This is a genomic window from Novosphingobium sp. HR1a (genome assembly GCF_015594425.1).
In the GTDB taxonomy this organism is placed as follows: domain Bacteria; phylum Pseudomonadota; class Alphaproteobacteria; order Sphingomonadales; family Sphingomonadaceae; genus Novosphingobium; species Novosphingobium resinovorum_A.
Window position 1 is genome coordinate 58630 of the sequence record NZ_JABXWS010000048.1, and the last position, 23342, is coordinate 81971.

The following is a 23342-nucleotide window of genomic DNA, read 5'->3' on the forward strand; positions in this document are numbered from 1 at the left end:
CGTCGCGCGAAGAAAATTCCTTGACCACTCTGATTGCACGCTTCGATTCGTCTAGGCAAAGGACCATAAACCTTTGTCCACAGCCAAAGCCGCCAATTCCGCCATTTCCACCGCGTTTGTCGTCCGGTTTGCACGGCTGGTCTTCAAGGCCTTTGAAACGGTCAAAAGTATTCGCGCAAAGCCTGATAGACCCGCCCGACCATGCCCAGCTTGCCGAGCCGCACCGTGCTCTGGTGGCTGCGCCCCAGCGAGCGGATGTCTTGCGGGTCCGCCGCCGCGTAAAGCACCAGTCCCGCCAGCGTCGAGAAGCCCGGCTTCACATGCGCTTCCGCCAGCCCCGAGAGGTGCGCCACGCGGCCGATGCGCACGGGCTTGCCGATCGCGGCCTGCGCATAGTCGGCCAGCCCCACCAGCTCCGCGCCGCCACCGGTGAAGACCACCTGCTTGCCGCGCTGCCCGGTGAAGCGCATCGTCTTGAGCGCCTTGTTCACCTCTTCCATCAGCATGCCGAGCTGGCCGGTGATGACGCCGATCAATTCGGCGCGCGGGATGCGGTTCTTGTCGTCGGCATGGCGGGCGATCGGGCCGGTGCCCTCCTCGCCCGGCGCGTTGACCGGGATCATCTCGCGGTGATCGTGCGGGCTGGCGATGGCCGAGCCGTTCACGCATTTCAGCCGCTCCGCCTGGAACCGGCGGATGCCGAAGGCCGAGGCGATGGCGTCGGTGATATCGGCCGAGCCCATCGGGATCGACATCATGTCCTTGAGCATGCCCTGCTCGTAGATCGCGACGTTCGTCACCTCGCCGCCGAACTCGACGAGGGCGACGCCAAGATCGCGCTCCTCGGGCGAAAGACAAGCCTGCCCCGCCGCGATGGGCGAGCCGACGACGGCCTCCACTTCTAAGTGCGCGGACTGCACCGCTTCGGTCAGGTTGCGGATCGGGGCGCCGTCCGCCAGCATGATGTGAATGTCGACGCCAAGGCGCTCGGCATGGAGGCCCTTGGGGTCGATCACCCCGTGCGCGCCGTCGAGGCGGTACTGCGCGGGCTGCGCGTGCAGCACCATGCGGCCATCCGGCTGGATCACGTCCTTGGCGGAGATGAGCAGCTGGTCGATATCCTCCTGCTCGATGCGGCGGCCGCCGATTTCGGCGTCGAACTGGTCGATACGGCTGGCGAGCCCTGCCCCCGAGCAGCCGATCCAGACTTTCTGGACGGCGGTGTCGGCCATCTTCTCGGCCCGGTCGATGGCGTCGCGCACGGCGTAGGTCGCCGCGGCCATGTCGGTGACGAAGCCGCGCTTGATGCCCTGGCTGGCGCGGTGGCCCGAGCCGAGCACGACCATGTCGCCGACCTCGTTGATCCCCGCCACGATCGCGGAAATCCGGAAGGAGCCGATGTTGACCGCGCCGAACACGCGGGTGATGCGCTGGTTGGCCATTACTGTTCTTCCCCCGCCGTCGTTTCGGTGGCGCCGGTATGCGGAACCGAGCCCGCCTTCAAGGCCAGTTCCTGCCCGTCCTGCTCCGGCACGCGCATGTAGATTCGGTCCTTCGCGCGCATGTCGAAGGCCGTCACCTTGCCGCCGAGCAGGCGGTTGGTCCCGTCGAGCCGCGCGAACGTGACCAGCGCGCCGGCGGACTCGCGATCGCCCTCGGGCAGCGCAAGCACTTGCCCCGACTGGAAGGTCAGGTTCCAGCGGCGATTGCCGATCCATTCCGCCTCGGCCACGCGTGGCTTCATCGCAGGCGCGGCTTCCAGCAAGTGCCCAAGCGCGATCACCTGCTGGCCCGCGCCGGGACCGGAGACGATCAGCTTGCCGCCTGCATCCTTGCGGCTGATGGCTTCGAGTTCATGGCCCGTCTCGTCGATCAGCACGAAACGGTCGGCCTTGCGCAGCACCGCATGCGGCTCGCGCTCGACGATATCGATCACGAGCGTATCGGGCAGCTGGCGCGAGACGCGCGCATCTTTGACCCACGACAGCGTCAGCAGATCCTGCCGCAGCGCCTCGATATCGACCAGCGGCATTGCGCGATCACGCTCGGCCAGCGCCTTCTCGTAGACCTTGAGTTCATTGATGTTCTTGACGCCGCGCACTTCGACGCGCTTCACCTCGAAGCCGGTCTGGCCCGCGACCAGCGCCATCTGGTGTCCGGCCAGCCCCGGCAGTCCGGCAAAGCTGGCGACCACGCAGACGAGCGCCGCCGCGCCGCCGAGGATGGCGACGAGGAAGATCTTGTGCAGTTGCCCTTCGGAGAACGGCAGCCAGGCCATGACGGAATCGAGCGCCGATCCGGTCCGCGCCTTGGCGACGCGCACCTTGCGCTGCGCGCCTGCCTGCGCGGCGGCCTTGCGGGCGGTGGTGCCCTTGCGCCGGATGGTCTGGCTCATTTGGCCTTTGCTTTGTCGCTTAGCGCCTCGGCGATGATCGCCTCGACGAGTTCGGGATAGTCCATGCCGCAGGCGCGCGCCTGCTCGGGCACAAGGCTCAAGGGAGTCATGCCCGGCTGGGTATTCACTTCGAGAAGGAACAGCCCCTCGATCCCCTGCGTATCATCCCAACGGAAGTCGGAACGGCTGGTGCCCTTGCACCCCAGCAGCTGGTGCGAGCGCAAGGCGATGTCCTTGCAGGCCTGCGTGATCTCGTCGGGGATGTCGGCCGGGCAGACATGCTCGGTCATGCCGTCGGTGTACTTGGAATCGAAGTCGTAGAAGCCCGACTTGGGCTTGAGTTCGGTAACCAGCAGCGCACGGTCGCCGATCACGGCAGTCGTCAGTTCGCGGCCACGGATGTAAGGCTCGGCCAGCAGTTCGGCGAATTCCTGCCACGGCCCCGTGACGTCCTTCGCGATGGGATTGCCGTAATTGCCGTCAGCCGTGACGATGGCGACGCCGACCGACGAGCCTTCGTTCACGGGCTTGAGCACATAAGGACGCGGCAGCGGATCGGCGACGTGGATGTCGGCGGACTTGACCACGCGGCCACCCGGCATCGGCACGCCATGCGGGACCAACGCCTGCTTGGTCAATTCCTTGTCGATCGCGATCACCGAAGTCGCGAGGCCCGAATGCGTATAGGTCAGGCCCATCAGGTCCATCATGCCCTGCACTGTGCCGTCCTCGCCCGGCGCGCCGTGGAGGGCGTTGAACACGACGTCGGGCTTCGCCTCGGCCAGACGCAGCGCGACGTCGCGGTCCATGTCGATGCGCGTGACGGTGTGGCCCTTCGATTCCAGAGCCTTGGCCACGCCCTCGCCGCTCATCAGCGAGACCGGGCGTTCGCTCGACCAACCGCCCATCAGGACTGCGACATGCAAGGGATTCAGGCTCATGAATTCAGACTCGTTCGGTAAAGCGGGGTTTGCAGGTCGCGGACGGCTTCGGAGCAGCCCTTGTCCCAGGGGAAGAGGCCGTCGTCGACGCCCGGCCAGACGATCTGCATCGCGCGGGACATTTCCTCGCCCTCATGCTCGGCGTACCACATCGCCGAGTTGAAGTAGTGCGGGATCAGGCATTCGGGCTCGACTTCGCGCAGCACGCAGCGGTGGCCCTTGAGGAGACCATCGACGACCTTCCAGTCCTCCATCTCGAAGCCCTCGCGGCACATGTCGAGCAAGCCGTTAATGACGGCGGCGGACAGTTCGGTCGAGAAACCGAAGACGATCACCTCGGGCTGGCTGACACTGGTGCGAAAGCCGACCGAGTAGGCGAAGCGTTCCTCATCCTCGTCGTCCTCGTCCGGTTCGTCGGGCGGGGTGACGACGGTGATGTGGCAGCCGAATTCCTCGATGTTGTCGAGGATCTGCTGTTCGTGACGGCTGAGGCGATCATCTCTCATGGGCGGGTTCCTACCCGCTGAATTTCCCATTCCAGATCGACGCCGGACTTGTCCTTCACCCGGCGGCGTACTTCGTCGCCGAGGTTTTCGATGTCCTCGCTGGTGGCCTCGCCGGTGTTGAGGAGGAAGTTGGTGTGCTTCTCGCTCACTTGCGCGCCGCCCATGGTCAGACCGCGGCAGCCAGCCTCGTCCACCAGCTTCCACGCGGCGTGGCCCTCGGGGTTCTTGAAGGTAGAGCCGCCGGTCTTGGAACGCAGCGGCTGCGATGCCTCGCGCGCGGCGGAGATGCGGTCCATCTCGGCCTGGATCGCGGCGGGTTCCCCGGGGCGCCCCTTGAAGCGCGCGGAGACGACCACCGCGCCCTCGGGCAGCTGCGAATGGCGGTAGGTATAGCCGAGGTCGGCGTTGCCCAGCGTCACCCGTTCGCCCGAGCGCAGCACCACGTCGCAGTCGATCAGGATATCTTTGACCTCGCCGCCGTAAGCGCCGCCATTCATCCGCACGAAGCCGCCCACGGTACCCGGAATCGAGCGCAGGAACTCGACGCCCGCAATCCCCGAATCGCGCGCGGTCGAGGACACGAGGATGCCGCTCGCCCCGCCGCCGCAGTCGAGCGTGACGTCATCCACCTTGGTGACCTTGGCGAAGGCCTTGCCCAGCCGGATCACCACGCCCGGAACGCCGCCGTCGCGCACGATCATGTTAGAGCCAAGGCCCAGCGCCATCAGCGGCACCGCCGGGTCCAGCGCGCGCAGGAAATCCTGCAGATCGGTCAGATCCTTCGGCTCGAACAGCCACTGCGCATGGCCGCCCGCCTTGAACCAGACGAGCGGGGCCAGCGGCGCATTGGCCGTCAGCTTGCCCCGAACCGCCGTCTGATCGAACGTGAGTGTCACCCCGCCCTCCGCACGCGAATGCTGTCGGCAAGGCCGGCGGCCCACTTGGTGATATCACCCGCGCCGAGGCACACGATCATGTCGCCCGGCTGGATCGAGCCCGCCAGCACCTCCGCCAGCGCGTCCGCGCCCGCGATGACCTGCGCCGAACGATGCCCGCGCGCCTTCATGCCCGAAACCATCTCCGCGCTGTCCACGCCCTCGATCGGCTGCTCGCCCGCCGCGTAGACGGGCGCGGCATAGACCACGTCGGCGTCGTTGAAGGCGCCCTGGAAGTCTTCCATGTGGTCGCGCAGGCGGGTGAAACGGTGCGGCTGGACGACGGCGATCACGCGGTTCTGCACACCCTCGCGCGCGGCGGCGAGCACGGCGCGGATCTCGACCGGGTGGTGGCCGTAGTCGTCGATCACGGTGACGCTGCCGCCATCCAGTTCCACTTCGCCGACTTTGGTGAAGCGCCGCTTGACGCCGCCGAACTTGGAGAAGCCGGTCTGGATGCAGGCGTCCGAGCAGCCCATCTCCACCGCCACGCCCACGGCGGCGAGCGCGTTCTGGACGTTGTGGCGGCCCGGCATCGGCAGTTCGATGCCCTCGATCCGGCGGAAGCTGCCGTCGCGCTGGCGCAGCGCCACGTCGAAGCGGTTGCCGCCGGGGATCGGCGTCACATTCTCGCCGCGAATGTCGGCCTGGGCGGAGAAGCCGTAAGTCACCACGCGGCGGTCGCGCACCTTGGGGATGATCGCCTGCACTTCGGGGTGATCGATGCACAGCATCGCCGCGCCGTAGAACGGCACGTTCTCGATGAATTCGACGAAGGATTCCTTGATCCGGTCGAACGAGCCGTAATGATCGAGGTGTTCGGGATCGATGTTGGTGACGATCGCGATCGTGCCGTCGAGACGCAGGAAAGACCCGTCGCTCTCGTCGGCCTCGACCACCATCCAGTCCGACGCGCCGAGGCGCGCGTTCGATCCGTAGGAATTGATGATGCCGCCGTTGATGACCGTCGGGTCCACGCCGCCCGCATCGAGCAGCGCCGCGACCATCGAGGTCGTGGTGGTCTTGCCATGCGTACCCGCCACCGCGACGGTGTTCTTGAGCCGCATCAGTTCGGCCAGCATTTCCGCGCGGCGCACCACCGGGATGCGGTGTTCAAGGGCGTAGACGACCTCGGGATTCTCGCGTTTCACCGCCGTCGAAGTGACGACCACCGCCGCGCCCTCGACGTTCTCAGCGGCGTGGCCGATCATCACCTTGATCCCGCGCGCGCGCAGGCCCTCGACGACATAGCCCTCGGCGATATCGCTGCCCTGCACTGAGTAGCCGAGGTTGTGCATGACCTCGGCGATGCCCGACATGCCGATGCCGCCGATCCCGACGAAATGGATGGTCCCGATTTCGGTGCCGACGCCCTTCACTTCATATTCTCCATTGCCAGTGCCTCACCGCCTTGCGGGGCGCTGGCCTTTTCCATGCGAATGACGTCCATGATCGGCGCCGCGCCGAAGCTCTCGACGAGGTCGGCCAGATCACGCGCGGCGTTCGGATAGCCGCAGTTCCACGAGGCATGCGCGGCATTGGCCAGCGTCTCGGGATGCTGCGCGATCGCCTGAATCTGCAGGCACAAGTCCTTGGCCATCTTCTGATGGACCTCGGCCTGTTCGCTGAGCAGCGCGTTGCGCTTGTCGCCCTTGTAGGCGTCGGGATTCTCGGTGGTGACGGCGGGCTGACGGATCACCCGCGCGCCGCCGCCCGCGACCATCTCGCGCGCGTTGACGCTCTGGTGGTCGTCCATCGCATAGGGCAGCGGGATCAGGATCGCCGGACGGCCTACGGCGGTCAGTTCCGCAATCGTCGAGGCGCCCGAGCGGCCGATGAACAGGTGCGCCCCTGCAAGGCGCTCGGCCATGTTCTCGAAATAGGTCGCCAGTTCCGCCGGAATGCCGTGCGCGGCGTAGCGTTCGCGCACGCGCTCGATGTCTTCGGCGCGGGCCTGCTGGATCACCTGCAGGCGCGAACGCAGCGCCGGGGGCAGCATCGCCAGTCCCTCGGGCACGACATCCGACAGCACCCGCGCCCCCTGGCTGCCGCCGGTGACGAGGATGCGAAACAGGCTGTCCTCGGTGAATTCGGGGTACGGCTGCTCGCGCAGGCGCAGCACATCCTCGCGCACCGGGTTGCCAACAACGGTGACCTTGCCAGCCAGCGCCGGGTCCAGCTTCTCGGTCTTCTCGGCCGAGGTGGCGATGGCGTCCACCTTTTTGGCAAACCAGCGGTTTACGCGGCCGAGCACCGAGTTCTGCTCATGCAGCACGATCGGCAGCTTCGCGGCGCGCGCGGCCAGCATCGTCGGCATCGCCGGATAGCCGCCGAAGCCGACCACGGCGGTCGGCTCGAAGCTCTCGAACAGGCGCAGCGCCATGCGGCGACCGGCCAGCACGCCCTTCGCGCCCTTGAGCCAGCCGAGCGGGTTCCTGCCCGCGATGCGGCCCTGCGGCAGGACGTGGGTGGTCAGGTACGCAGGCTTGCCGGGGATCGCGGCACCGCGCTCGTCGGTCACCAGCGCCACGTGGTGGCCGCGTGCGTGCAGTTCGGCGGCGAGCGCGAAGGCGGGAATCAGGTGTCCGCCAGTGCCGCCGGCCGCAAGCACGTAGTGGCGCGAAACCGAACTCATGACATATCTCCGATGGCGCGCAGGCTGAACTTCTCGCGCTGGATGAACGGGTTTCGCCGCGTCACCGCCAGCAGCAGGCCCATGGAGAGGCACATCGCCACGGTGGAGGAACCACCATAGCTGATAAGCGGCAGGGTCATGCCCTTGGACGGGAATAGCTGCAGGTTGACGAGGATGTTGATGAAGGCCTGCCCGCCGAACTGCGCGGCGAAGCCCGATGCGGCGAGCACCGTGAACAGATCCTCCTCGTCCACCAATCGCAGGATCACCCGCGTCAGGATCGCCAGGTAGAGGATCACGATGACCATGCAGGCGAGCAGGCCGAACTCCTCGCCGATGACGGAGAAGATGTAGTCGGTATGCGCCTCGGGCAGCGCCATCTTGCGCGTGCCCATCCAGAAGCCGAGCCCGGTCCACCCGCCGTTGAGCAGCGTGCGCTGGGCAAGGTCGACCTGATCGAAGGCCGAGCCGCCGAACAGGAAGTTGTCGATGCGGTTGCGGCCGTTGTCATAAGTGAAATACATCAGGACAAGGCCCGCGATGCCTGCGCCCGCGAACATGCCGATGCGCTTCACGTCGATGCCCGACAGCAGGATCATCACCAGGAAGGCGCCGGAAAACAGCATCGTCGAGCCGAAGTCCGGCTGGAGCATCAGCAGAGCGCCGAGCAGACCCATCACCGCGAAGCAGATGCCGACGACCGGAATCTGCGGATCACGCGCGCGCCACGAGACGATCCATGCCAGCAGGATCGGCCAGCCGCACTTGAGGAATTCCGATGGCTGGAGCGAGATGCCGAAGCGCAGCCAGCGCTTGGCGCCGTTCACCTCGGACCCGACGATCGGCACCAGCACCAGCGCGAACAGCATCGCCCCGCCCAGCAGGATGCCGAAGCGGCGCGCGCCTTCCTTGGAAAGACTGGATGCCCAGAACATCGCCGCAAGACCAAGGATCTGCCAGCGCATGTGCAGATAGAAGAAGTGCAGCGAGCGCAGCTTTTCCACCGAGGTCGACAGGCGCTTGGCGCTCGCGGGCGAACCCGCCGCCACGGCGACCGCGCCGATCGCCATCAGGATCAGCACGAGGACCAGCGTGGGCCGGTCGATCTCCTGCCACCAGATCGCGATCTGGCTGCGGCGGTTGCGGTTGTAGCGCTGCGCGTTCTGGTTGGGCGCGAGGGTGGCCATCAATCCTGCCCTTCCAGCAACGCCTCGACGATCTGGCGGAAAACGTCACCCCGCGCTTCGTAGTCGCGGAACTGGTCGAAGCTGGCGCAGGCCGGTGACAGCATGACGACGTCACCGGGCTTGGCCGCGGCCATCGCCTGACGGATCGCCTCGGCCATCATCTCGCTGCGATGGACCTGCGTGTAGGGCGAGAGGATTTCCGCGAAGAGCGGTCCCGCGTCACCGATGGTATAGGCGGCGGCGATGTTGCCGAAGAACGGCTTGCACTCGTCGAGGTTGTCGCCCTTGGGCAGACCGCCGAGAATCCAGTGGATGCGCGGCTCCGGATCCGGCGGGAATGCCGCGATCGCGGGCGCGGTGGAGGCCGGATTGGTCGCCTTGGAATCGTTGATGTAGGTGACGCCGTTGGCGACCGCGACGCGCTCCATGCGGTGCGGGAGGCCGCTGAAGGTGCGCAGGCCCTTGCGCCACTGCGCCTTCTTCACCCCCAGCGCCTCGACGATGGCGACGGCCACGGCGGCGTTCTGGAGATTGTGCGGCCCCTGCAGCGAGGGCCATTCCTTCTGGATCTCGACGAGGTCGGCACCGTCCGCGAAGCGAACCAGACCGGGCGCGCGGCGCGCGGCCTCGATATGGGCGATCGACCGCGTCTCCTTGTCGCCCACGCCGAACACGGCCTGCCGCTCGCGCCCCTGCATGGAGAAGAGGCGCCCCTTGGAGGCGGCGTAAGCCTCGAACCCGTCGTAGCGGTCGAGGTGATCGGGGGTGATGTTGAGCAGCGCCGCCACGTCGCAGTCGAGACTGCGGGTGATGTCGATCTGGTAGCTCGACAGTTCGAGCACGTAGACGCCGCCCTCGGGCAAGGGTTCAGGGCCGAGCACCGGCACGCCGATGTTGCCGCCCGCACGCGCCGGAACGCCCGCGACTTCGAGCAGGTGGCAGACCAGCGATGTGGTGGTGGACTTGCCGTTGGTGCCGGTAATGCCGACCACGCGGTGCGCGGGCAGGCTGGCGCGGGCCAGCGCGAAAAGTTCGATATCGCCGATCACCGGTACGCCCGCACGCTCGGCCGCTTCGGCGATGGGATGGCGGTTAAGCGGAATGCCGGGGGAGACGACGACGCCGTCATAGCCGGTAATGTCGGCGCTGACCGGGTCGGCCAGTTCCACCTTGCCGCAGTCGGTCCACTCGCACAGCTGCTGGCGCGCTTCGTCGCGGCTGTCCCAGGCCATGACGTGCGCCCCGCTCTCCACCAGCGTGGCGACGGCGGTGAGGCCCGAACGCGCGAGGCCGAGGACCGCGTAGCGCTTGCCGGCGAAGATGGAGGAGACGATCACCCGACCGCTCTCCTCAACGCAGTTTCAGAGTGGCGAGGCCCAGCACCGCAAGGACGATCGAGATGATCCAGAAGCGGATCACGACGGTCGATTCCTTCCAGCCTTTCTGCTCGAAGTGGTGATGGATCGGCGCCATGCGGAACACGCGGCGGCCGGTGCGCTTGAACCAGAAGACCTGGATGATGACCGAGGCCGCTTCCAGCACGAACAGCCCGCCGACGACCGCCAGCACGATCTCGTGATGCGCCGCGACCGCGATGCAGCCCAGCGCACCGCCGAGGGCGAGGCTGCCGGTATCACCCATGAACACGGCGGCAGGCGGCGCGTTGAACCACAGGAAGGCAAGGCCCGCCCCCATGATCCCGGCGCAGAAGATCGCCAGTTCGCCCGCGCGCGGAACGTGCGGAATGCCGAGGTAGGTGGCGTAATCGACGCGGCCTGCGAGGTAGCAGATGATCGCGAAGGTGCCCGCCGCGATGATGACCGGCATCGTCGCGAGGCCGTCGAGGCCGTCGGTCAGGTTCACCGCGTTGCCCGCACCCACGATCACCACGGCGGCGAAGACGTAGTAGAACGGCCCAAGCGGAATGTAGCGGCCCGACAGGAACGGCACATAAAGGTTCGTGTTCAGCTGGCTGACGATGATGTAGGACGCGATGCCCGCCACCACGAATTCCAGCAGAAGCCTGATCTTGCTCGACAATCCGGCGTGGTGGCGCTTGGTCACCTTGTCGTAGTCGTCAAGGAAGCCGATCGCGCCGAAGCCCACCGTCACCGCCACGCAGGCCCAGACGAACGGGTTGGTCACGTCCATAAACAGGATCATCGAACCGATCAGCGCGGTCAGGATCATCAACCCGCCCATGGTGGGCGTGCCGCGCTTGGCGAGGTGGCTCTGCGGGCCGTCCTCGCGGATCGGCTGGCCCTTGCCCTGACGGACTCGCAGCATGTTGATGAACTTGGGGCCGATGATCAGGCCGATCACCAGCGCCGTCATGAAGGCGGCGCCCGAACGGAACGTCTGGTAGCGAAAGAGGTTGGACAGTCCCTCGTAATGGAACCATTCTGCAATGAGATACAGCATCTTGTGGGCTTTCGCCCCTACCCTTCCGTCTTTCCTAGCGCCGTCACGAGTGCTGCCAGACCCACCGAATTCGAGCCCTTGACGAGGATGGCGTCATCCCGTTCGAGGCCGAAAGCGCGCAAGGTTTCGACAGCTTCCCGCACACTTGCGCAATGGGCGAATGCCACCGGTTTGCCAAGGCCGGAAGCCCCGGATTTCCCCAGTTCCCCCCCAAGTACCTGCGCCAAAGCACTCATCTCATCGCCGACCAGAATCGCATAGTCGACACCCGCCTCGCGGATCGGTTCGGCGAGGCCGGCGTGATAGTCGGGACCGTGGCTGCCCAGTTCCTTCATCGCACCGAGAACGGCGATCCGGCGATGGGCGGGCGTGCGGCCGAGCTGCGCCAGCGTGGCGCGCATGGAAGCCGGGTTGGCGTTGTAGCTTTCGTCGATGAGGAGCGCCTTGCCGCCCTCAACATCGATGTCCATCCGCGCACCGCGACCGGCCAGCCCGCCCATCTCGGCAAGCGCGACCCCAGCGGCACCCAGATCGCCCTTAACGGCACGTACCGCGGCCATAACGGCCAGCGAGTTGATCGCCTGATGCTCTCCGGGCGCGGCGACGGTGTAGCACACGCGCCGGTCGCCCATGTCGATGGTGACGAGCGAGCCGCCACCGATCGCGGGCACCGCATCGAGCAGGCGCACGTCCGCATCCGCCGCCTTGCCGAACGACACGACCTTCGCCCCCAAGGCCAGCGCCGCATCGCGCAGGCGCAGGAAGTGCGGGCTGTCGGCGGGGATGACGGCGGTGCCGCCCTCTTCCAGTCCCTCGAAGATTTCCGCCTTGGCGTCGGCGATGGCCTCTTCGGAACCGAGCATCTCGATGTGCGCGGGGGCGATCGTGGTGATGAGCGCGACGTTCGGGCGAACCTGCCGGGTCAGCGCGGCGATCTCGCCCGCGTGGTTCATGCCCATCTCGAAGATGCCGTAGCGCGCGCGGCTGGGCATGCGGGCAAGGCTGAGCGGGACGCCGACGTGGTTGTTGTAGCTCTTGACCGAACGGTGCGCGTCCCCCCGGCTGGAGCGGTCGAGCGCAGCGAAGATCATCTCCTTCACGCCCGTCTTGCCGACCGAGCCGGTGACGCCGATGATCGGGCCACGCGCGCGCAGGCGGGCCGCCGCGCCGAGGCGTTCGAGCGCCTCCATCGTGTCTTCGACAAGGATATGCGGGCCATCGACCGGGCGGTCCACCACCACGGCCGCCGCGCCCTTGGCGAAGGCGGCCTCGACGAAGCGGTGGCCGTCCATCGCTTCGCCCTTGAGCGCGAAGAACAAGTCGCCGGGCTGGACGTCGCGGCTGTCGATCTCGACGCCGGAGACGGTGAAGTCCGTGCTCGCCTCCCCTTTCACCGCGCGCGCGATGGCGTCTGCGTCCCACAGGACCAGCGGATTGTCCTCCAGCGGCGCGGCAGGCCAGTCGAGGATCCGGGTGATGGCGTTCATGTCCTACCTTCCCAGTGAACCGGCCATTTCCCTGGCCACGGTGACGTCGTCGAATGGCAGGACGCGCACACTGTCGCCGCTGCCGATGATCTGCCCCTGTTCGTGCCCCTTGCCGGCGATGAGGACGACGTCCCCCGCACCGGCCTCGGCGACAGCGAGACGAATCGCCTCGCGCCGGTCGCCCACTTCCCGCGCACCCGCTTCCATCCCGGCAAGGATCATCGCCCGGATGGTCGCCGGGTCTTCCCCGCGCGGATTGTCGTCGGTGACGATGGCGAGGTCCGCCCCCGCGCTCGCCACTTTGCCCATTTCCGGGCGCTTGCCCTGATCCCGATCGCCGCCCGCGCCGAACACGGCGATGAGCCTGCCCGTCACATGCGGACGTAGCGCCGCGATGGCGGCTTCCAAAGCATCGGGCGTATGCGCGTAATCGACGTAGATCGGCGCGCCGTTCGTGTTGAGACCCGCCCGCTCGATCCGGCCGCGTACCGTTACGAGGCGCTTCATCGCATCGAACGTCGCGTCGGCATCGCCGCCGCTGGCGATCACCAGACCTGCAGCGACAAGCGAGTTGGCGGCCTGATAGGCGCCGATCAGCGGCAGGTCGATCTTGCGGACCTTGCCCGCATATTCGATCTCCAGCGTCTGGCCGAGGCTCGTGGGCGTGCGCTTGACGAGGCGGATCGCCTCACCCTTCTCGCCTACGGTGAATAGCGTGAGGCCGCGCGCCTTCGCATGTTCGATCGCCTTGTCTGACCACACGTCGTCGGCCCAGACGACCGCCGTGCCGCCGTCAACCACGACTTCGTCGAACAGACGCATCTTCGCGGCGAAGTACTCGTCCATCGTCGCATGATAGTCGAGGTGATCGCGGCTGAGATTGGTGAAGGCGCCCGCCACGACGCGCGGCCCCTCGATGCGGAACTGCGACAGGCCGTGGCTCGACGCCTCGTAGGCGACATGCGTGACGCCCTCGCGCGCTAGACCAGAGAGGTTGGCGAGGAAAGTCGCGATATCGGGCGTGGTCAGGCCGGTGGAGACGGTTTCGTCCCCCGTCGTCACGCCCAGCGTGCCGATCGAGGCAGCGCGTTCGCCCGCCATGCGCCAGAGCTGGCGGGTCAGCTCGACGGTGGAGGTCTTGCCGTTGGTGCCGGTCACCGCCACCAGCGTTTCGGGCACCGGCGCGAAGAACGGCGCGGCCAGCTGCGCGAAGAGGCGGCGCGGTTCCTCCGCAGCGAAGTGGATCGCGCCTTCGACCACGGCGTCGGGATGCGCGACGATCGCCACCGCGCCCGCCTTGACGGCGGCGGTGATGAAGTCCTCGCCATTGAACTTGGTGCCGCGAAATGCGCCGAACACGGTGCCCGGCGCGACCTTGCGGCTGTCGATCGCGAAACCGGTGACGTTGGCGTCGCCGTCTATCGCAGGCAGTCCGGCAGCAGCACAAAGGCCTGAAAGCTTCATTCTCCGTCGCTCCCCTGCGGCACCAGAGGCCGCAGATCGGTAGTGTCGATGTCGCGGGTTTCGTCGGGCATGACACCCAGCAAAGGCCCGATGCGCGGCACCACGCGCTGGATCACCGGAGCGGCGTTCCAGGCGGCGGTGCGCTGGTACGAGGTGGCGGCAGTGCCCTGCGGCTCGTCCATCATGGCGATGACGACGTAGCGCGGCTTGTCCATCGGGAAGGCGGAGGCGAACGTCGCGATCAGCGAGTGGTGGCGATAGCCGCCCACGCCCGGCTTCTCGGCCGAACCCGTCTTGCCGCCGACGCGGAAGCCCGGGGCGTCCGCCTTGCGGCCGGTGCCGTACTGCACGATCATGCGCAGCAGCTGGCGCACCCGCGCGCTGGTGGCGGCAGTGAACACGCGGCGACCCGCAGGCACGTCGGCAGGGGCCAGCTTCTTGAGCGTGGCCGGACGCCAGATGCCGCCGTTGACCAGCGCCGCATAGGCCGAGGCCAGATGCAGCGGCGTCACCGCGATGCCGTGGCCATAAGCGACGGTCATCGTGCGCAGGCGCGGCCACTCGCCGCGCGGCCAGATCGGGAAGCCCTTCGCGGGCAGTTCCACGTAAGGCCGCTGGTTCATGCCCAGCGCTTCCATCGTCTTCTTGAGCCGCACGCCGCCCAGTTCGTCGGCGATGCGCGCGGTCACCGTGTTGGACGAATGGATCAGCGTCTCCGGCACGTTCAGCGAGGCGCCGTAGTTGTGCAGGTCGTGGATGGTGAAGCGGCCGACATGCAGCGGCGTCGCGGGCCACTGCTTGCCAAGATCGGTCACCACGCCCGCGTCGAGCGCGGCGGCGACGGTGATCGGCTTGAAGGTGGAGCCCAGCTCGTAGACCTGGTTGGTCACGCGGTTGAAGCCGTGCGGCACGTCGCCGTTGCGGGCTTCCTCAGCGGAAATCACCATGTCGGTCGGCTTGACGTGGTTCGGATCGAACGAGGGCAGCGAGGCCAGCGCGAGGATTTCGCCGCTGTCCACGTCGAGCACCACGCCCGCCGCGCCCTTGGCGGCGCTGAGTTGCATCGCGCGCGCCAGTTCGTCCTCAAGCGCGCTCTGCACGCGGAAGTCGATCGACAGCGTCGCGTGGCCGGTGCGGCCTTCAGGGCTGATGAGCTGGTCGTTGAAGGCCTCCTCCATGCCGACCTTGCCCTTGCCGTAGCTGTCGACATAGCCGAGCACGTGCGCCGCCATCGACCCCTGCGGGTAGAAGCGGGTCGCCTCCAGCGGGAATTCCAGCGCCGGTTCGCCCAGCGCGTGAACCTTGTTCGCGTCCTCGGGCAGCAGCGACTTGCGGAGGTACGCAGGTTTCCCTGCGCGCAGCTTGGCGAGGATTTCGTCGCGGTCGAGGTCGGGGAAGATGCGCAGCAAGCCTGCGGTCACCTCTTCCGGCGAGTGGATCAGCGCCGAGCCCTCGGTCATCGCCTTGGGGTTGTACCAGAGCGAATAGACGCGGAAGTCGCGCGCCAGCGGCACGCCGTTGCGGTCGACGATGTCGCCGCGCGCGGGGATCAGCATGTCGGCCAGATCGCCCTGACGCGGGCCGACGCCGGTGAAGCCGAGATAGACGATGCGGAAGATCGCCAGCACCGTCACCAGCATGAAGACGGCCAGGATCCACAGCATGCGCGCCTTCGCCGTGAGCAGCGAGCGCTGGCGCACGTTCACCAGGCGGCGGCGGCCGACCGAGACGGTAGTGGGGATCGTCCCGAGGGGAAACGCCGGGGCGTTCACTGCTGGGCAGCCTCCGCCACTTCGATGCGGGCCAGACGCTTGCCGAGCGCGGCGGCGTCACGCGCGATCGCCTCGCGCTCCGGATCGCGGGTTTCCGACTTCGGCTTGTCGGTAATGGCAGCCGCCGTCGCCCCCGCGACCGGCGAAACCATCGCGAGGAGCGAGCCGCCCTCACCCTTCGAGCCATCGCCCGAAGCGCCACCCGGCACTTCGGCATTGGCGTAGCGGATCGGCGCGGGCGCGCCCGGACCTGCCGGGACGCCAAGCGCGGCCAGCTGGCGCTCGCCCTCGATGTACTGGCCGGCGGTGGGTGCCTTGTAGCCGAATTCCAGATCGTTGAGGTCGCGCAGCGCCTGCTGGTTGGAGCGGGTCTGGAACTCGGTCTGGAGGAAGTCGATGTCGCGCTTGACCCAGACGATCTTCTTGTCGGTATCGTGGACCTGGCTCTTTACCGCGTTCACGCGCAGCGTCAGGCCCACGGTGCCCGCAAAGCAGACAACGAGGACCGAGACCCAGCCGATCGATCGGATCCGATCACTGGTAAGGTTCATGCGACTTTCCTTCGGCCGGGGGTGCCATAAGGCTCGGGTGAGCTTGGATTCCTGGGGGGGGTACTTGTACGGACCGCGCTGCGCAGCGTGGCGGAGCGCGAACGCGGGTTCACTTCCAGCTCCGCCTCACCGGGACGCACGCCCTTCGACACCTTCTCGAAAGGTGCGGGCGCGGTGGCCGTCTGCGGCAGATGGCGCGAGGTGGACTGACCGGCGCTGCTGGCATCGCGCAGGAAGCGCTTCACCTTGCGGTCCTCGAGGCTGTGGAACGTCACCACCGCCAGCCGCCCGCCGCCCTGCAGCAGCGTCTCGGAAGCCTCCAGCGCCGCGTCCAGTTCGTCCAGTTCGCCGTTCACATGGATGCGGATCGCCTGGAAGGTGCGGATCGCCGGGTCCTTGGGCGCATTGCTGCCCTTGTAGGCGGGATTGTAGCCCAGTGCCTTGCGCACCACGCGGGCGAGGTCGCCGGTCGTCTCCAGCGGCCGCGCGGCCACGATCGCACGGGCCAGACGGCGCGACTGGCGTTCCTCGCCGTAGAGATAGAGCACGTCGGCGATCTGCGCCTCGTCCGCTTCGTTGACGAAGTCGGCGGCGGACATGCCGTCCTGGCTCATGCGCATGTCGAGCGGGCCGTCAGAACCGAACGCGAACCCGCGCCCCGCCTGATCGAGCTGCATCGAGGACACGCCGATGTCCATCACCACGCCGTCAACCTTGTCGACCCCCACATCTCCAAGGCCTTCGACCATTTCGGAGAAGCGGCGGGCGTGCAACACGAGGCGCGGCGGATTGCTGGCGAGTTCGGGCCATTTCCCCGGATTGTTTTGCACAGCGGCGATCGCATCGGGATCGCGGTCGAAGGCATGCACCGTCGCGCCCTCGTCGAGCAGGCGGCGGGTATAGCCACCGGCACCCAGCGTCGCATCGACGATGAGGTCGCCGCCCCGGGGGTTCAGGGCGGCGACCACCTCCTCAAGGAGCACGGGGATATGGGGAATTCCGGGGGCACTCACGACTTCTTGGCCTTTGCGATTTCGGCTTCCTGCAGCGAGCGGCAGGTGGCGATGGCGGCCTCGAACGCGGGGTCTTCGGCGTGCTTGTAGAGTTCGTCGGGGTTCCAGATCAGGATGCCGGTGCGGCCGATGCCCTGGAAGAACAGCTGCTCCCCCACGGCGGCGAGACCGGCGAGCGCCTCGGGCATGGTGAAGCGGCCGCTGCCGTCGAAGGGCACCTGCTGGAAGTTGTAGAGTTGCATCGCGCGGCTATCGCGATTGAAGGGCTTGCCGGCGGTATCTGCACGCACCTGCTCGGCATCGAGCTGGGTTTCGAAATCCTCGACGCGGGAGAGGCCGAAACCGACGAGGCACTTCCAGTCGGCGTGCTTGGCAAGGCACAGAACGTCCTTGCCGCTCGAATCCCGTACGGGAGAGCGAAGCTCCTTGGGCAGCACGAAGCGGTTCTTGTCGCGCAGAAGCGAGAAGCCCGGTCCGCTGTAGATGTATGGCTGCCCCGCCATGACTGTCCGAAATCGCCCCTAAGTTGCCGTCCCGGAACATGAAGACCCCCTCGCCCGGCGACGCATGCGCGCCGGTTTCCGTGACCCGAGACGGGCACGGCAGGAATCAGCCTTTCCGATTGACAGTGGTTCTATATCGGGAATGTCGGGGATTAAAGGGAAATATGGGGATGAACGGGCACTTTTGCGCCGAAATGTGGGACTTGCGGCGAACCGTGGCGGAACGTTTCATGAATCCGGGGCGCCGACTATCGCACAATATCGTTGAGAATCAGAAAGATTCCATCTTTCCCGCGCTGATCCCGCGCCATCCCCGGTTTCAGGGAGTTCGTCCCCAATATTCCCGGCGGGTTGCTACTTGGCGAGACGATGCAGAAAATCGGCCAGAAGCGCCTGCCTGGCGGCCAAATCTGCCGATTCATCAGGATTTTCGAGCACGGCCGCATCTGCCAGTGCAAGAATGCGCCCCTTCCCCGAGACGCAGTCGGCGAGCAATCCCCGCGCCTCGATTCGGCACTCGGCAACCGCATCCCCGGCTTTCCCCGAGCCACCCCCGGATTTCCCCAAAGGTTGGAACCGCCCCGCAAGATTGACGGGAATGCCGCCTTCCAGCCGCTCTCCGGCCTCCTGCGTGTCGTCGAACTGCAGCTCGAGTCCCCAGCGCGCAAGGATCGGGGAGAGCATTGCGATGTCCTGCGGCCGCCGGGGATCACCGGGGCCGAACCGGGAATGCACGGTGAGCATCGGGTCCACGACCAGCAGCACCCGCCCGCCCCCACGCACCCAGGCGTCGAGCGCGACGTTCTCGTGCGCCGTCAATGGACGCGGCTGGGCGAGCACCAGCACGCCATTCTCGGGCAGCGGCAGCACGCCTTGCGCATTGGCCAGCGTATCGAGCGGAATCACGCGGCCTTGCGCACGCAGGACCTCCAGCGCCCAGTGCGGCGCGCCGTCGTCGGCAAGAAGACCCTTGATGTCCTCGCTCTCGTTCCACGCGATGGGCAGGCTGGAGTAGAGGCCGATCACCTCCTCGCCCTGCGGCCGAGGCGCAGCGCCCTGCCCGCATGCGGTGAGCAGGGCCACGGCGAACAGGGATGCTGCACGCCGCCACATCAGCACGAAACCCCGAAAGGACGAGTCAGGGCGCCGTCTGCGCCGAGGGTGAGCCGGTCATGTCCATACCCGGCGTCGGGGACGTCGAGGCGCCCGGATTCTGGGCAGGCGTCGGCGTAGGGCTGGGATCGGCCGCCGGGACCACGCCGATGTCCGCGAGCGGATCACTGGCGGCCTTGGTCGGCTTGGCATCGACCGCGACCACCTGCTGGATCGGATCGACCGTATCGGTGAGCCGGATACGGTCGCGAATCACGTTGGCGAGACCGACGATCAGCAGCATCGCGCAGAGGCCGAAAAGCCCGATCTGCAGCCGATAGACGGCCTGCGATCTCAGTTCGCGGGCGGAGGGCGGCGCGAAGTGCTGCGCCGTCTGCAAGGGTTCCAGAATAGAATGCGACTCGATCATATGGGCGGACGATTTCCTGCCGTGTGTGACAGGTTTACATCACCTCGCGAGCCAAGGGAAGACGGGGAGATTCTTCGCCTCCAGCCACTCGGCGTTGTACAGTGAAGAGAGGTAGCGGAAACCCGTATCGCACAGGATCGTCGCGACGCGCGGGTCCTCGCGACCTTCCTCGACCAGCTTGCGGCCGAGCGCCACCGCGCCCGCCACGTTGATGCCGGACGACAGCCCCAAGCACAGCCCTTCCTCGCTCAGCAGGCGGCGGACCCATTCGAGGCCCTCCTCGTCCGAGATGCGGAACTGGGTGTCGATCGGCGCACCTTCGAGGTTGGCGGTGATGCGCCCCTGCCCGATACCCTCGGCGACGGAGTTGCCCTCGGCCTTGAGTTCGCCGTTGGCGTAGTAGTTGTAGAGCGCCGCGCCGTGCGGGTCGGTCAGGGCGACGACGATGTTCTCGTCGAAGGCCTTCAGGCCCATTCCGGTGCCCGCGATGGTACCGCCGGTGCCCGCCGCGCACGTGAAGCCGTCGATCCGGCCGCCCATCTGCTCCCAGATTTCGGGCGCGGTCGATTCGATGTGCGCCTTGCGGTTGGCGATGTTGTCGAATTGGTTGGCCCAGATCGCGCCTTCGGTCTCCTCGGCCAAACGACGCGAGGTGTGGACGAAGTGGCCGGGGTTGGAGAACGGCGCGGCGGGGACCAGCACAAGTTCGGCGCCGAGCGCGCGCAGCGTGTCCATCTTCTCGCGCGACTGCGTCTCGGGCATGACGATGACGGTCTTGTAGCCGAGCGCGTTGGCGACCAGCGCAAGGCCGATGCCGGTGTTGCCTGCCGTTCCCTCGACGATCGTGCCGCCCGGCTCGAGCAGGCCCTTCTCCTCGGCGTCGCGCACGATCCAGAGGGCCGCGCGGTCCTTCACCGAGGCGCCGGGGTTGGCGAATTCGCACTTGCCCCAGATCTCGCACCCGGCGGCCTCGCTGGGGCCTTCGAGGAGCACCAGCGGGGTATTGCCGATCAGGTCGAGCGTGGAAGCACGGGGTTGCGGGGCAGTGGCCAAAGTCGCGGTCATGGCGCGACAGTTAGGAAGCCAAGGCGCGAGGTGCAATCTGTTTCGGTGCGCTTTCGACATCCGTCGAAAGCTGCGGCACCGGCCCTCACCCCCACCCGGCCTCCCACTAGTGTATTCTGATGGGAGGCCGGGTGGGGGTGAGGGCCGGTGCCGCGTCCGTGCGCCAGCGCGGAAAAACGTCAGTCTTCGGGAGCGATCGTGACGCGCAGACCTTCAAGGTCGGCGGTAACCGGCACCTGGCACGACAGGCGCGAGGTCTCGTTGCGGTGGTCAGAGCTGTCGAGCAGGTCGTTCTCGTCTTCGCTCATCGCGGGCAGCTTGTCGGCGAAGGCGGGGTCGATGAAGACATGGCAGGTCGCGCACGAGCAGCAGCCGCCGCACAGCGCCAGCAGTTCGTCGAAGCCGTCGTCGCGGATCACTTCCATCAGGGTGCGACCCTCGGCAGCGTCTACGGACTTCTCTTCACCAGCATGATTGACGACGATGATCTGCGGCATGGCTCTCGATTCCCCTTGTGATACACCCTGTATCGTAATTGTCTTTGTATGCGGACTTGCCGCAGGCTGCTAAAGGCTGCAACCCCGTTTTGCAAGGTGGCGAAAATCATGGGTTTGACGGCAGACGAACTACGCTTTGGCCTCGACGCCATCGCCGGGAAGGAACCCGCGATCGCGCGCGCGATCGCAATTGCGGGCTACCCCGAACCGCGCATCCGTGCGACCGGCTATGCGACGCTGCTGCGCACGATCGTCGGCCAGCAGGTGAGCGTCGCCGCGGCCGCCTCGGTATGGAACCGGCTGGAGGCGCTGCTGGGCGAGACGATGGCCCCCGAAGCGCTGCTGGCGGCCGAGTTCGACGCGCTGCGCGGCTGCGGCCTGTCGCGCCAGAAACAGGGCTATGCGCGCTCGCTGTGCGAACTGGTGGTGGCGGGTAGCCTCGACTTCGACAGTCTTCCCGCCGACGATGAGGAAGCGATCGCGCATCTCGTGCAGATCAAGGGGATCGGCCGCTGGTCGGCGGAAATCTACCTGCTCTTCGCGGAAGGCCGCCCCGACATCTGGCCGGCGGGCGATCTGGCGGTGCAGGTGGGCTTGGGGAAACTGCTGGGCCTGCCGGAGCGGCCGAGCGAAAAACAGACGCGGGAACTCGCCGAAGCCTGGCGCCCGCATCGCGGGGCGGCGGCGATCTTCACCTGGCACTGCTACAACAATCCGGCGCTTTGACGCCGTAAAGAAAGGGGTGGGCGCGACGCCCACCCCAACTTTATCAGATGCCGTCGACGGCCTTGCTGACCATGATGTTCACGGCCACGCGGCGGTTCTGCGCCTTGCCTTCCTCGGTCGAATTGTCAGCGACCGGATCGGCCATCGACATGCCGGTCGGCGTCAGCATGCGATAGGGCTTCCAGTGGCAGGCCTGCTGCAGATAATTGACCACTGCGCTGGCGCGCTTCTCGCTGAGCACCTGGTTCACTTCCTCCGGACCGGTCGAATCGGTGTAGCCGACGACGAGCAGGAGGGCATTGTCCATGCCTTCCGCCTGGGTCGCAGCCTGACACAGGTTCGCCTTCGCTTCCGGCGACAGCTTGGACACGCCGGTGTCGAAGTTCACGTTGGTCGTGCCCTTGATGTTGTACTTGTCGATGTCACCCATGCGGGCCTTCAGACCTTCGGTGGCCGCCTCGTTCGAGGCGAAGCGCTGGTCGGTGCCGTTGTGGATCATCTTGGCGGTCTTGAAGTCCTTGCCCTTCAGATCGATCTTGCTGGCAAGCAGACCGCCGCCGCCCTGCAGCGTCTCGACCTCGACCGGAATGCCGTTGAGCAGCGAAGTCGCGGCGATGCGGCTGCCACCCAGACCCAGGAAGCCGCTGCTGGCCTTGATCTTGGTGGCATCGTTGATGGTCACGACCGTCTTGGTGCCGTCGTCCGAGGTGACCTGCATGCGGTCACCGCTACGTGCGGAGATGATACCCTTTACTTCCGGCCCCTTGACCATTTCGGGGCTGGTATCGGTAACCTGTACCGCGAGATCGGAATCCTGCGCCGAAACGCTGACCGACGCGGCGCCGCCCAGCAGGGCAGCCATCAGGAGGAACCGGGGGCTCTTTGAAATGACACTCATTGCGTTACTCCTTCAAACACGACCAATCGGGCCTGCGGGGTCGCAGCTTTTCTCGTCCGGCCACCTAGCGCTTGAAAGCGCCCCGGGTTGCCGGAACCCGTCCATTCAGCTTCGTAAGATGTGCGGCGGAGCGACACCTGATCACCATGGATGTTCTGCGTGTTCAGGTTCACCTTGCGGGCAGATGAACGCGCGCCGCAACAGCAGCGCGAGGCCGGTAATGGGAGAGCAACGTGCGACGAACCGTTGCAGACTGTGTCCCGGCAAGCATCCGATCATGCTCCGGGACTATCGATCACTATATCTGGCCAGCATTGCTTCGCCGGTTAGCAGGTCGATTCAACGAGTAGCGATCCCCACGAGCATTATATTTTTTTCTTCATGATGCAACCTTTTGGATTTTCACGAATAGTGCAGCATCGCGAGACATGCCCCGTAAAATCGACAGCACTGCTGACCACCCGCCCGATACGAGAGGCGGATGGCACCCGCGACTTCAGGCAATACTGTCGATGAAACGCGCCATCGCCACGTCCCTTTCGCTGAGGCCATCGGCATCATGCGTGGTCAGCGTGACACGCACGGTGGAATAGACGTTGAACCACTCCGGATGGTGGTCGGCCTTGTCGGCATAGATCGCCACGCGGGTCATGAAGCCGAACGCCTCGTTGAAATCGCCGAATTTAAGCTCGGCTTCGATGGCGAGGCCGTCGGCCCGCAAGTTCCAGCGCGGCAATTCGGCGAGCGCGGCATCGCGCTGGGCGTCGGTGAGGCGAACAATAGCCATTTCGGTCTCCTTGGCAGCCCGCAGCGTTTCCCCTAAG

Annotated in this window: 23 protein-coding genes; 1 reads left to right on the forward strand and 22 read right to left on the reverse strand. The window is 66.5% G+C overall.

The window, feature by feature from the left end:
- Positions 1-161: 161 nt before the first annotated feature.
- The 20 genes from ftsA to HWN72_RS12685 all read right to left on the reverse strand — a co-directional run bounded on the left by ftsA (position 162) and on the right by HWN72_RS12685 (position 20894).
- Entirely contained in the window at positions 162-1442 is a 1281-nt protein-coding gene (gene ftsA, locus HWN72_RS12590; protein WP_008830196.1) for a cell division protein FtsA, read from the reverse strand.
- Positions 1442-2395: a cell division protein FtsQ/DivIB gene (locus HWN72_RS12595; RefSeq protein WP_008830197.1), complete on the reverse strand. Its 954-nt coding sequence runs from the start codon at positions 2393-2395 to the stop codon at positions 1442-1444. The genes ftsA and HWN72_RS12595 overlap by 1 nt, the downstream gene beginning before the upstream one ends.
- Positions 2392-3336, reverse strand: a complete 945-nt coding sequence (locus HWN72_RS12600; RefSeq protein WP_008830198.1) for a D-alanine--D-alanine ligase — start codon at positions 3334-3336, stop codon at positions 2392-2394. Before HWN72_RS12600 ends, HWN72_RS12595 begins: the two co-directional genes overlap by 4 nt.
- Positions 3333-3842: a DUF4262 domain-containing protein gene (locus HWN72_RS12605; RefSeq protein WP_211150397.1), complete on the reverse strand. Its 510-nt coding sequence runs from the start codon at positions 3840-3842 to the stop codon at positions 3333-3335. The genes HWN72_RS12600 and HWN72_RS12605 overlap by 4 nt, the downstream gene beginning before the upstream one ends.
- Positions 3839-4738 (reverse strand): UDP-N-acetylmuramate dehydrogenase, encoded by a 900-nt coding sequence (gene murB / locus HWN72_RS12610; protein ID WP_211150398.1) that lies wholly within the window; start codon positions 4736-4738, stop codon positions 3839-3841. The genes HWN72_RS12605 and murB overlap by 4 nt, the downstream gene beginning before the upstream one ends.
- Positions 4735-6156 carry a UDP-N-acetylmuramate--L-alanine ligase gene (gene murC / locus HWN72_RS12615; RefSeq protein WP_008830201.1) on the reverse strand — a complete coding sequence of 474 codons (1422 nt, stop codon included), beginning with the start codon at positions 6154-6156 and terminating at the stop codon, positions 4735-4737. Before murC ends, murB begins: the two co-directional genes overlap by 4 nt.
- Positions 6153-7412: an undecaprenyldiphospho-muramoylpentapeptide beta-N-acetylglucosaminyltransferase gene (gene murG / locus HWN72_RS12620; RefSeq protein ID WP_008830202.1), complete on the reverse strand. Its 1260-nt coding sequence runs from the start codon at positions 7410-7412 to the stop codon at positions 6153-6155. Before murG ends, murC begins: the two co-directional genes overlap by 4 nt.
- Positions 7409-8599 carry an FtsW/RodA/SpoVE family cell cycle protein gene (locus HWN72_RS12625; protein WP_211150399.1) on the reverse strand — a complete coding sequence of 397 codons (1191 nt, stop codon included), beginning with the start codon at positions 8597-8599 and terminating at the stop codon, positions 7409-7411. Before HWN72_RS12625 ends, murG begins: the two co-directional genes overlap by 4 nt.
- Positions 8599-9936, reverse strand: a complete 1338-nt coding sequence (gene murD, locus HWN72_RS12630) for a UDP-N-acetylmuramoyl-L-alanine--D-glutamate ligase (protein WP_211150400.1) — start codon at positions 9934-9936, stop codon at positions 8599-8601. The genes HWN72_RS12625 and murD overlap by 1 nt, the downstream gene beginning before the upstream one ends.
- Before the next feature lie 13 nt (positions 9937-9949).
- Positions 9950-11020 carry a phospho-N-acetylmuramoyl-pentapeptide-transferase gene (gene mraY, locus HWN72_RS12635; RefSeq protein ID WP_036526256.1) on the reverse strand — a complete coding sequence of 357 codons (1071 nt, stop codon included), beginning with the start codon at positions 11018-11020 and terminating at the stop codon, positions 9950-9952.
- A gap of 17 nt (positions 11021-11037) precedes the next feature.
- Positions 11038-12507, reverse strand: coding sequence for a UDP-N-acetylmuramoyl-tripeptide--D-alanyl-D-alanine ligase (gene murF, locus HWN72_RS12640; protein ID WP_211150401.1), 1470 nt, complete (start codon positions 12505-12507; stop codon positions 11038-11040).
- 3 nt (positions 12508-12510) lie between these two features.
- Positions 12511-13971, reverse strand: a complete 1461-nt coding sequence (locus HWN72_RS12645) for a UDP-N-acetylmuramoyl-L-alanyl-D-glutamate--2,6-diaminopimelate ligase (RefSeq protein WP_008831102.1) — start codon at positions 13969-13971, stop codon at positions 12511-12513.
- Positions 13968-15743 carry a penicillin-binding protein 2 gene (locus tag HWN72_RS12650; RefSeq protein ID WP_008831101.1) on the reverse strand — a complete coding sequence of 592 codons (1776 nt, stop codon included), beginning with the start codon at positions 15741-15743 and terminating at the stop codon, positions 13968-13970. Before HWN72_RS12650 ends, HWN72_RS12645 begins: the two co-directional genes overlap by 4 nt.
- Entirely contained in the window at positions 15740-16294 is a 555-nt protein-coding gene (locus HWN72_RS12655; RefSeq protein WP_008831100.1) for a hypothetical protein, read from the reverse strand. Before HWN72_RS12655 ends, HWN72_RS12650 begins: the two co-directional genes overlap by 4 nt.
- Positions 16291-17307 carry a 16S rRNA (cytosine(1402)-N(4))-methyltransferase RsmH gene (gene rsmH, locus HWN72_RS12660; RefSeq protein ID WP_037520089.1) on the reverse strand — a complete coding sequence of 339 codons (1017 nt, stop codon included), beginning with the start codon at positions 17305-17307 and terminating at the stop codon, positions 16291-16293. Before rsmH ends, HWN72_RS12655 begins: the two co-directional genes overlap by 4 nt.
- Positions 17304-17810, reverse strand: coding sequence for a division/cell wall cluster transcriptional repressor MraZ (locus tag HWN72_RS12665; protein WP_008831098.1), 507 nt, complete (start codon positions 17808-17810; stop codon positions 17304-17306). Before HWN72_RS12665 ends, rsmH begins: the two co-directional genes overlap by 4 nt.
- Positions 17811-18164: 354 nt before the next feature.
- Entirely contained in the window at positions 18165-18893 is a 729-nt protein-coding gene (locus HWN72_RS12670; RefSeq protein ID WP_211150402.1) for a DUF4350 domain-containing protein, read from the reverse strand.
- Positions 18894-18948: 55 nt separating this feature from the next.
- Positions 18949-19332, reverse strand: a complete 384-nt coding sequence (locus HWN72_RS12675; protein WP_008831096.1) for a hypothetical protein — start codon at positions 19330-19332, stop codon at positions 18949-18951.
- Positions 19333-19371: 39 nt separating this feature from the next.
- On the reverse strand, positions 19372-20397 hold the full coding sequence (locus tag HWN72_RS12680; protein WP_051211523.1) for a cysteine synthase A: 1026 nt from the start codon (positions 20395-20397) through the stop codon (positions 19372-19374).
- Positions 20398-20576: 179 nt separating this feature from the next.
- Positions 20577-20894: a 2Fe-2S iron-sulfur cluster-binding protein gene (locus tag HWN72_RS12685; RefSeq protein WP_008831094.1), complete on the reverse strand. Its 318-nt coding sequence runs from the start codon at positions 20892-20894 to the stop codon at positions 20577-20579.
- 108 nt (positions 20895-21002) lie between these two features.
- Between HWN72_RS12685 and HWN72_RS12690 the strand changes: the two genes are divergently transcribed.
- Entirely contained in the window at positions 21003-21620 is a 618-nt protein-coding gene (locus HWN72_RS12690; RefSeq protein ID WP_008831093.1) for a DNA-3-methyladenine glycosylase, read from the forward strand.
- Positions 21621-21663: 43 nt separating this feature from the next.
- Here HWN72_RS12690 and HWN72_RS12695 read toward each other — a convergent pair whose 3' ends face one another.
- The gene (locus tag HWN72_RS12695; RefSeq protein WP_008831092.1) at positions 21664-22518 is read right to left on the reverse strand and encodes an OmpA family protein; all 855 of its coding nucleotides are present in this window, start codon (positions 22516-22518) and stop codon (positions 21664-21666) included.
- A 496-nt stretch (positions 22519-23014) separates the two neighbouring features.
- On the reverse strand, positions 23015-23305 hold the full coding sequence (locus HWN72_RS12700) for a 4a-hydroxytetrahydrobiopterin dehydratase (protein ID WP_008831091.1): 291 nt from the start codon (positions 23303-23305) through the stop codon (positions 23015-23017).
- Between the last annotated feature and the right edge of the window lie 37 nt (positions 23306-23342).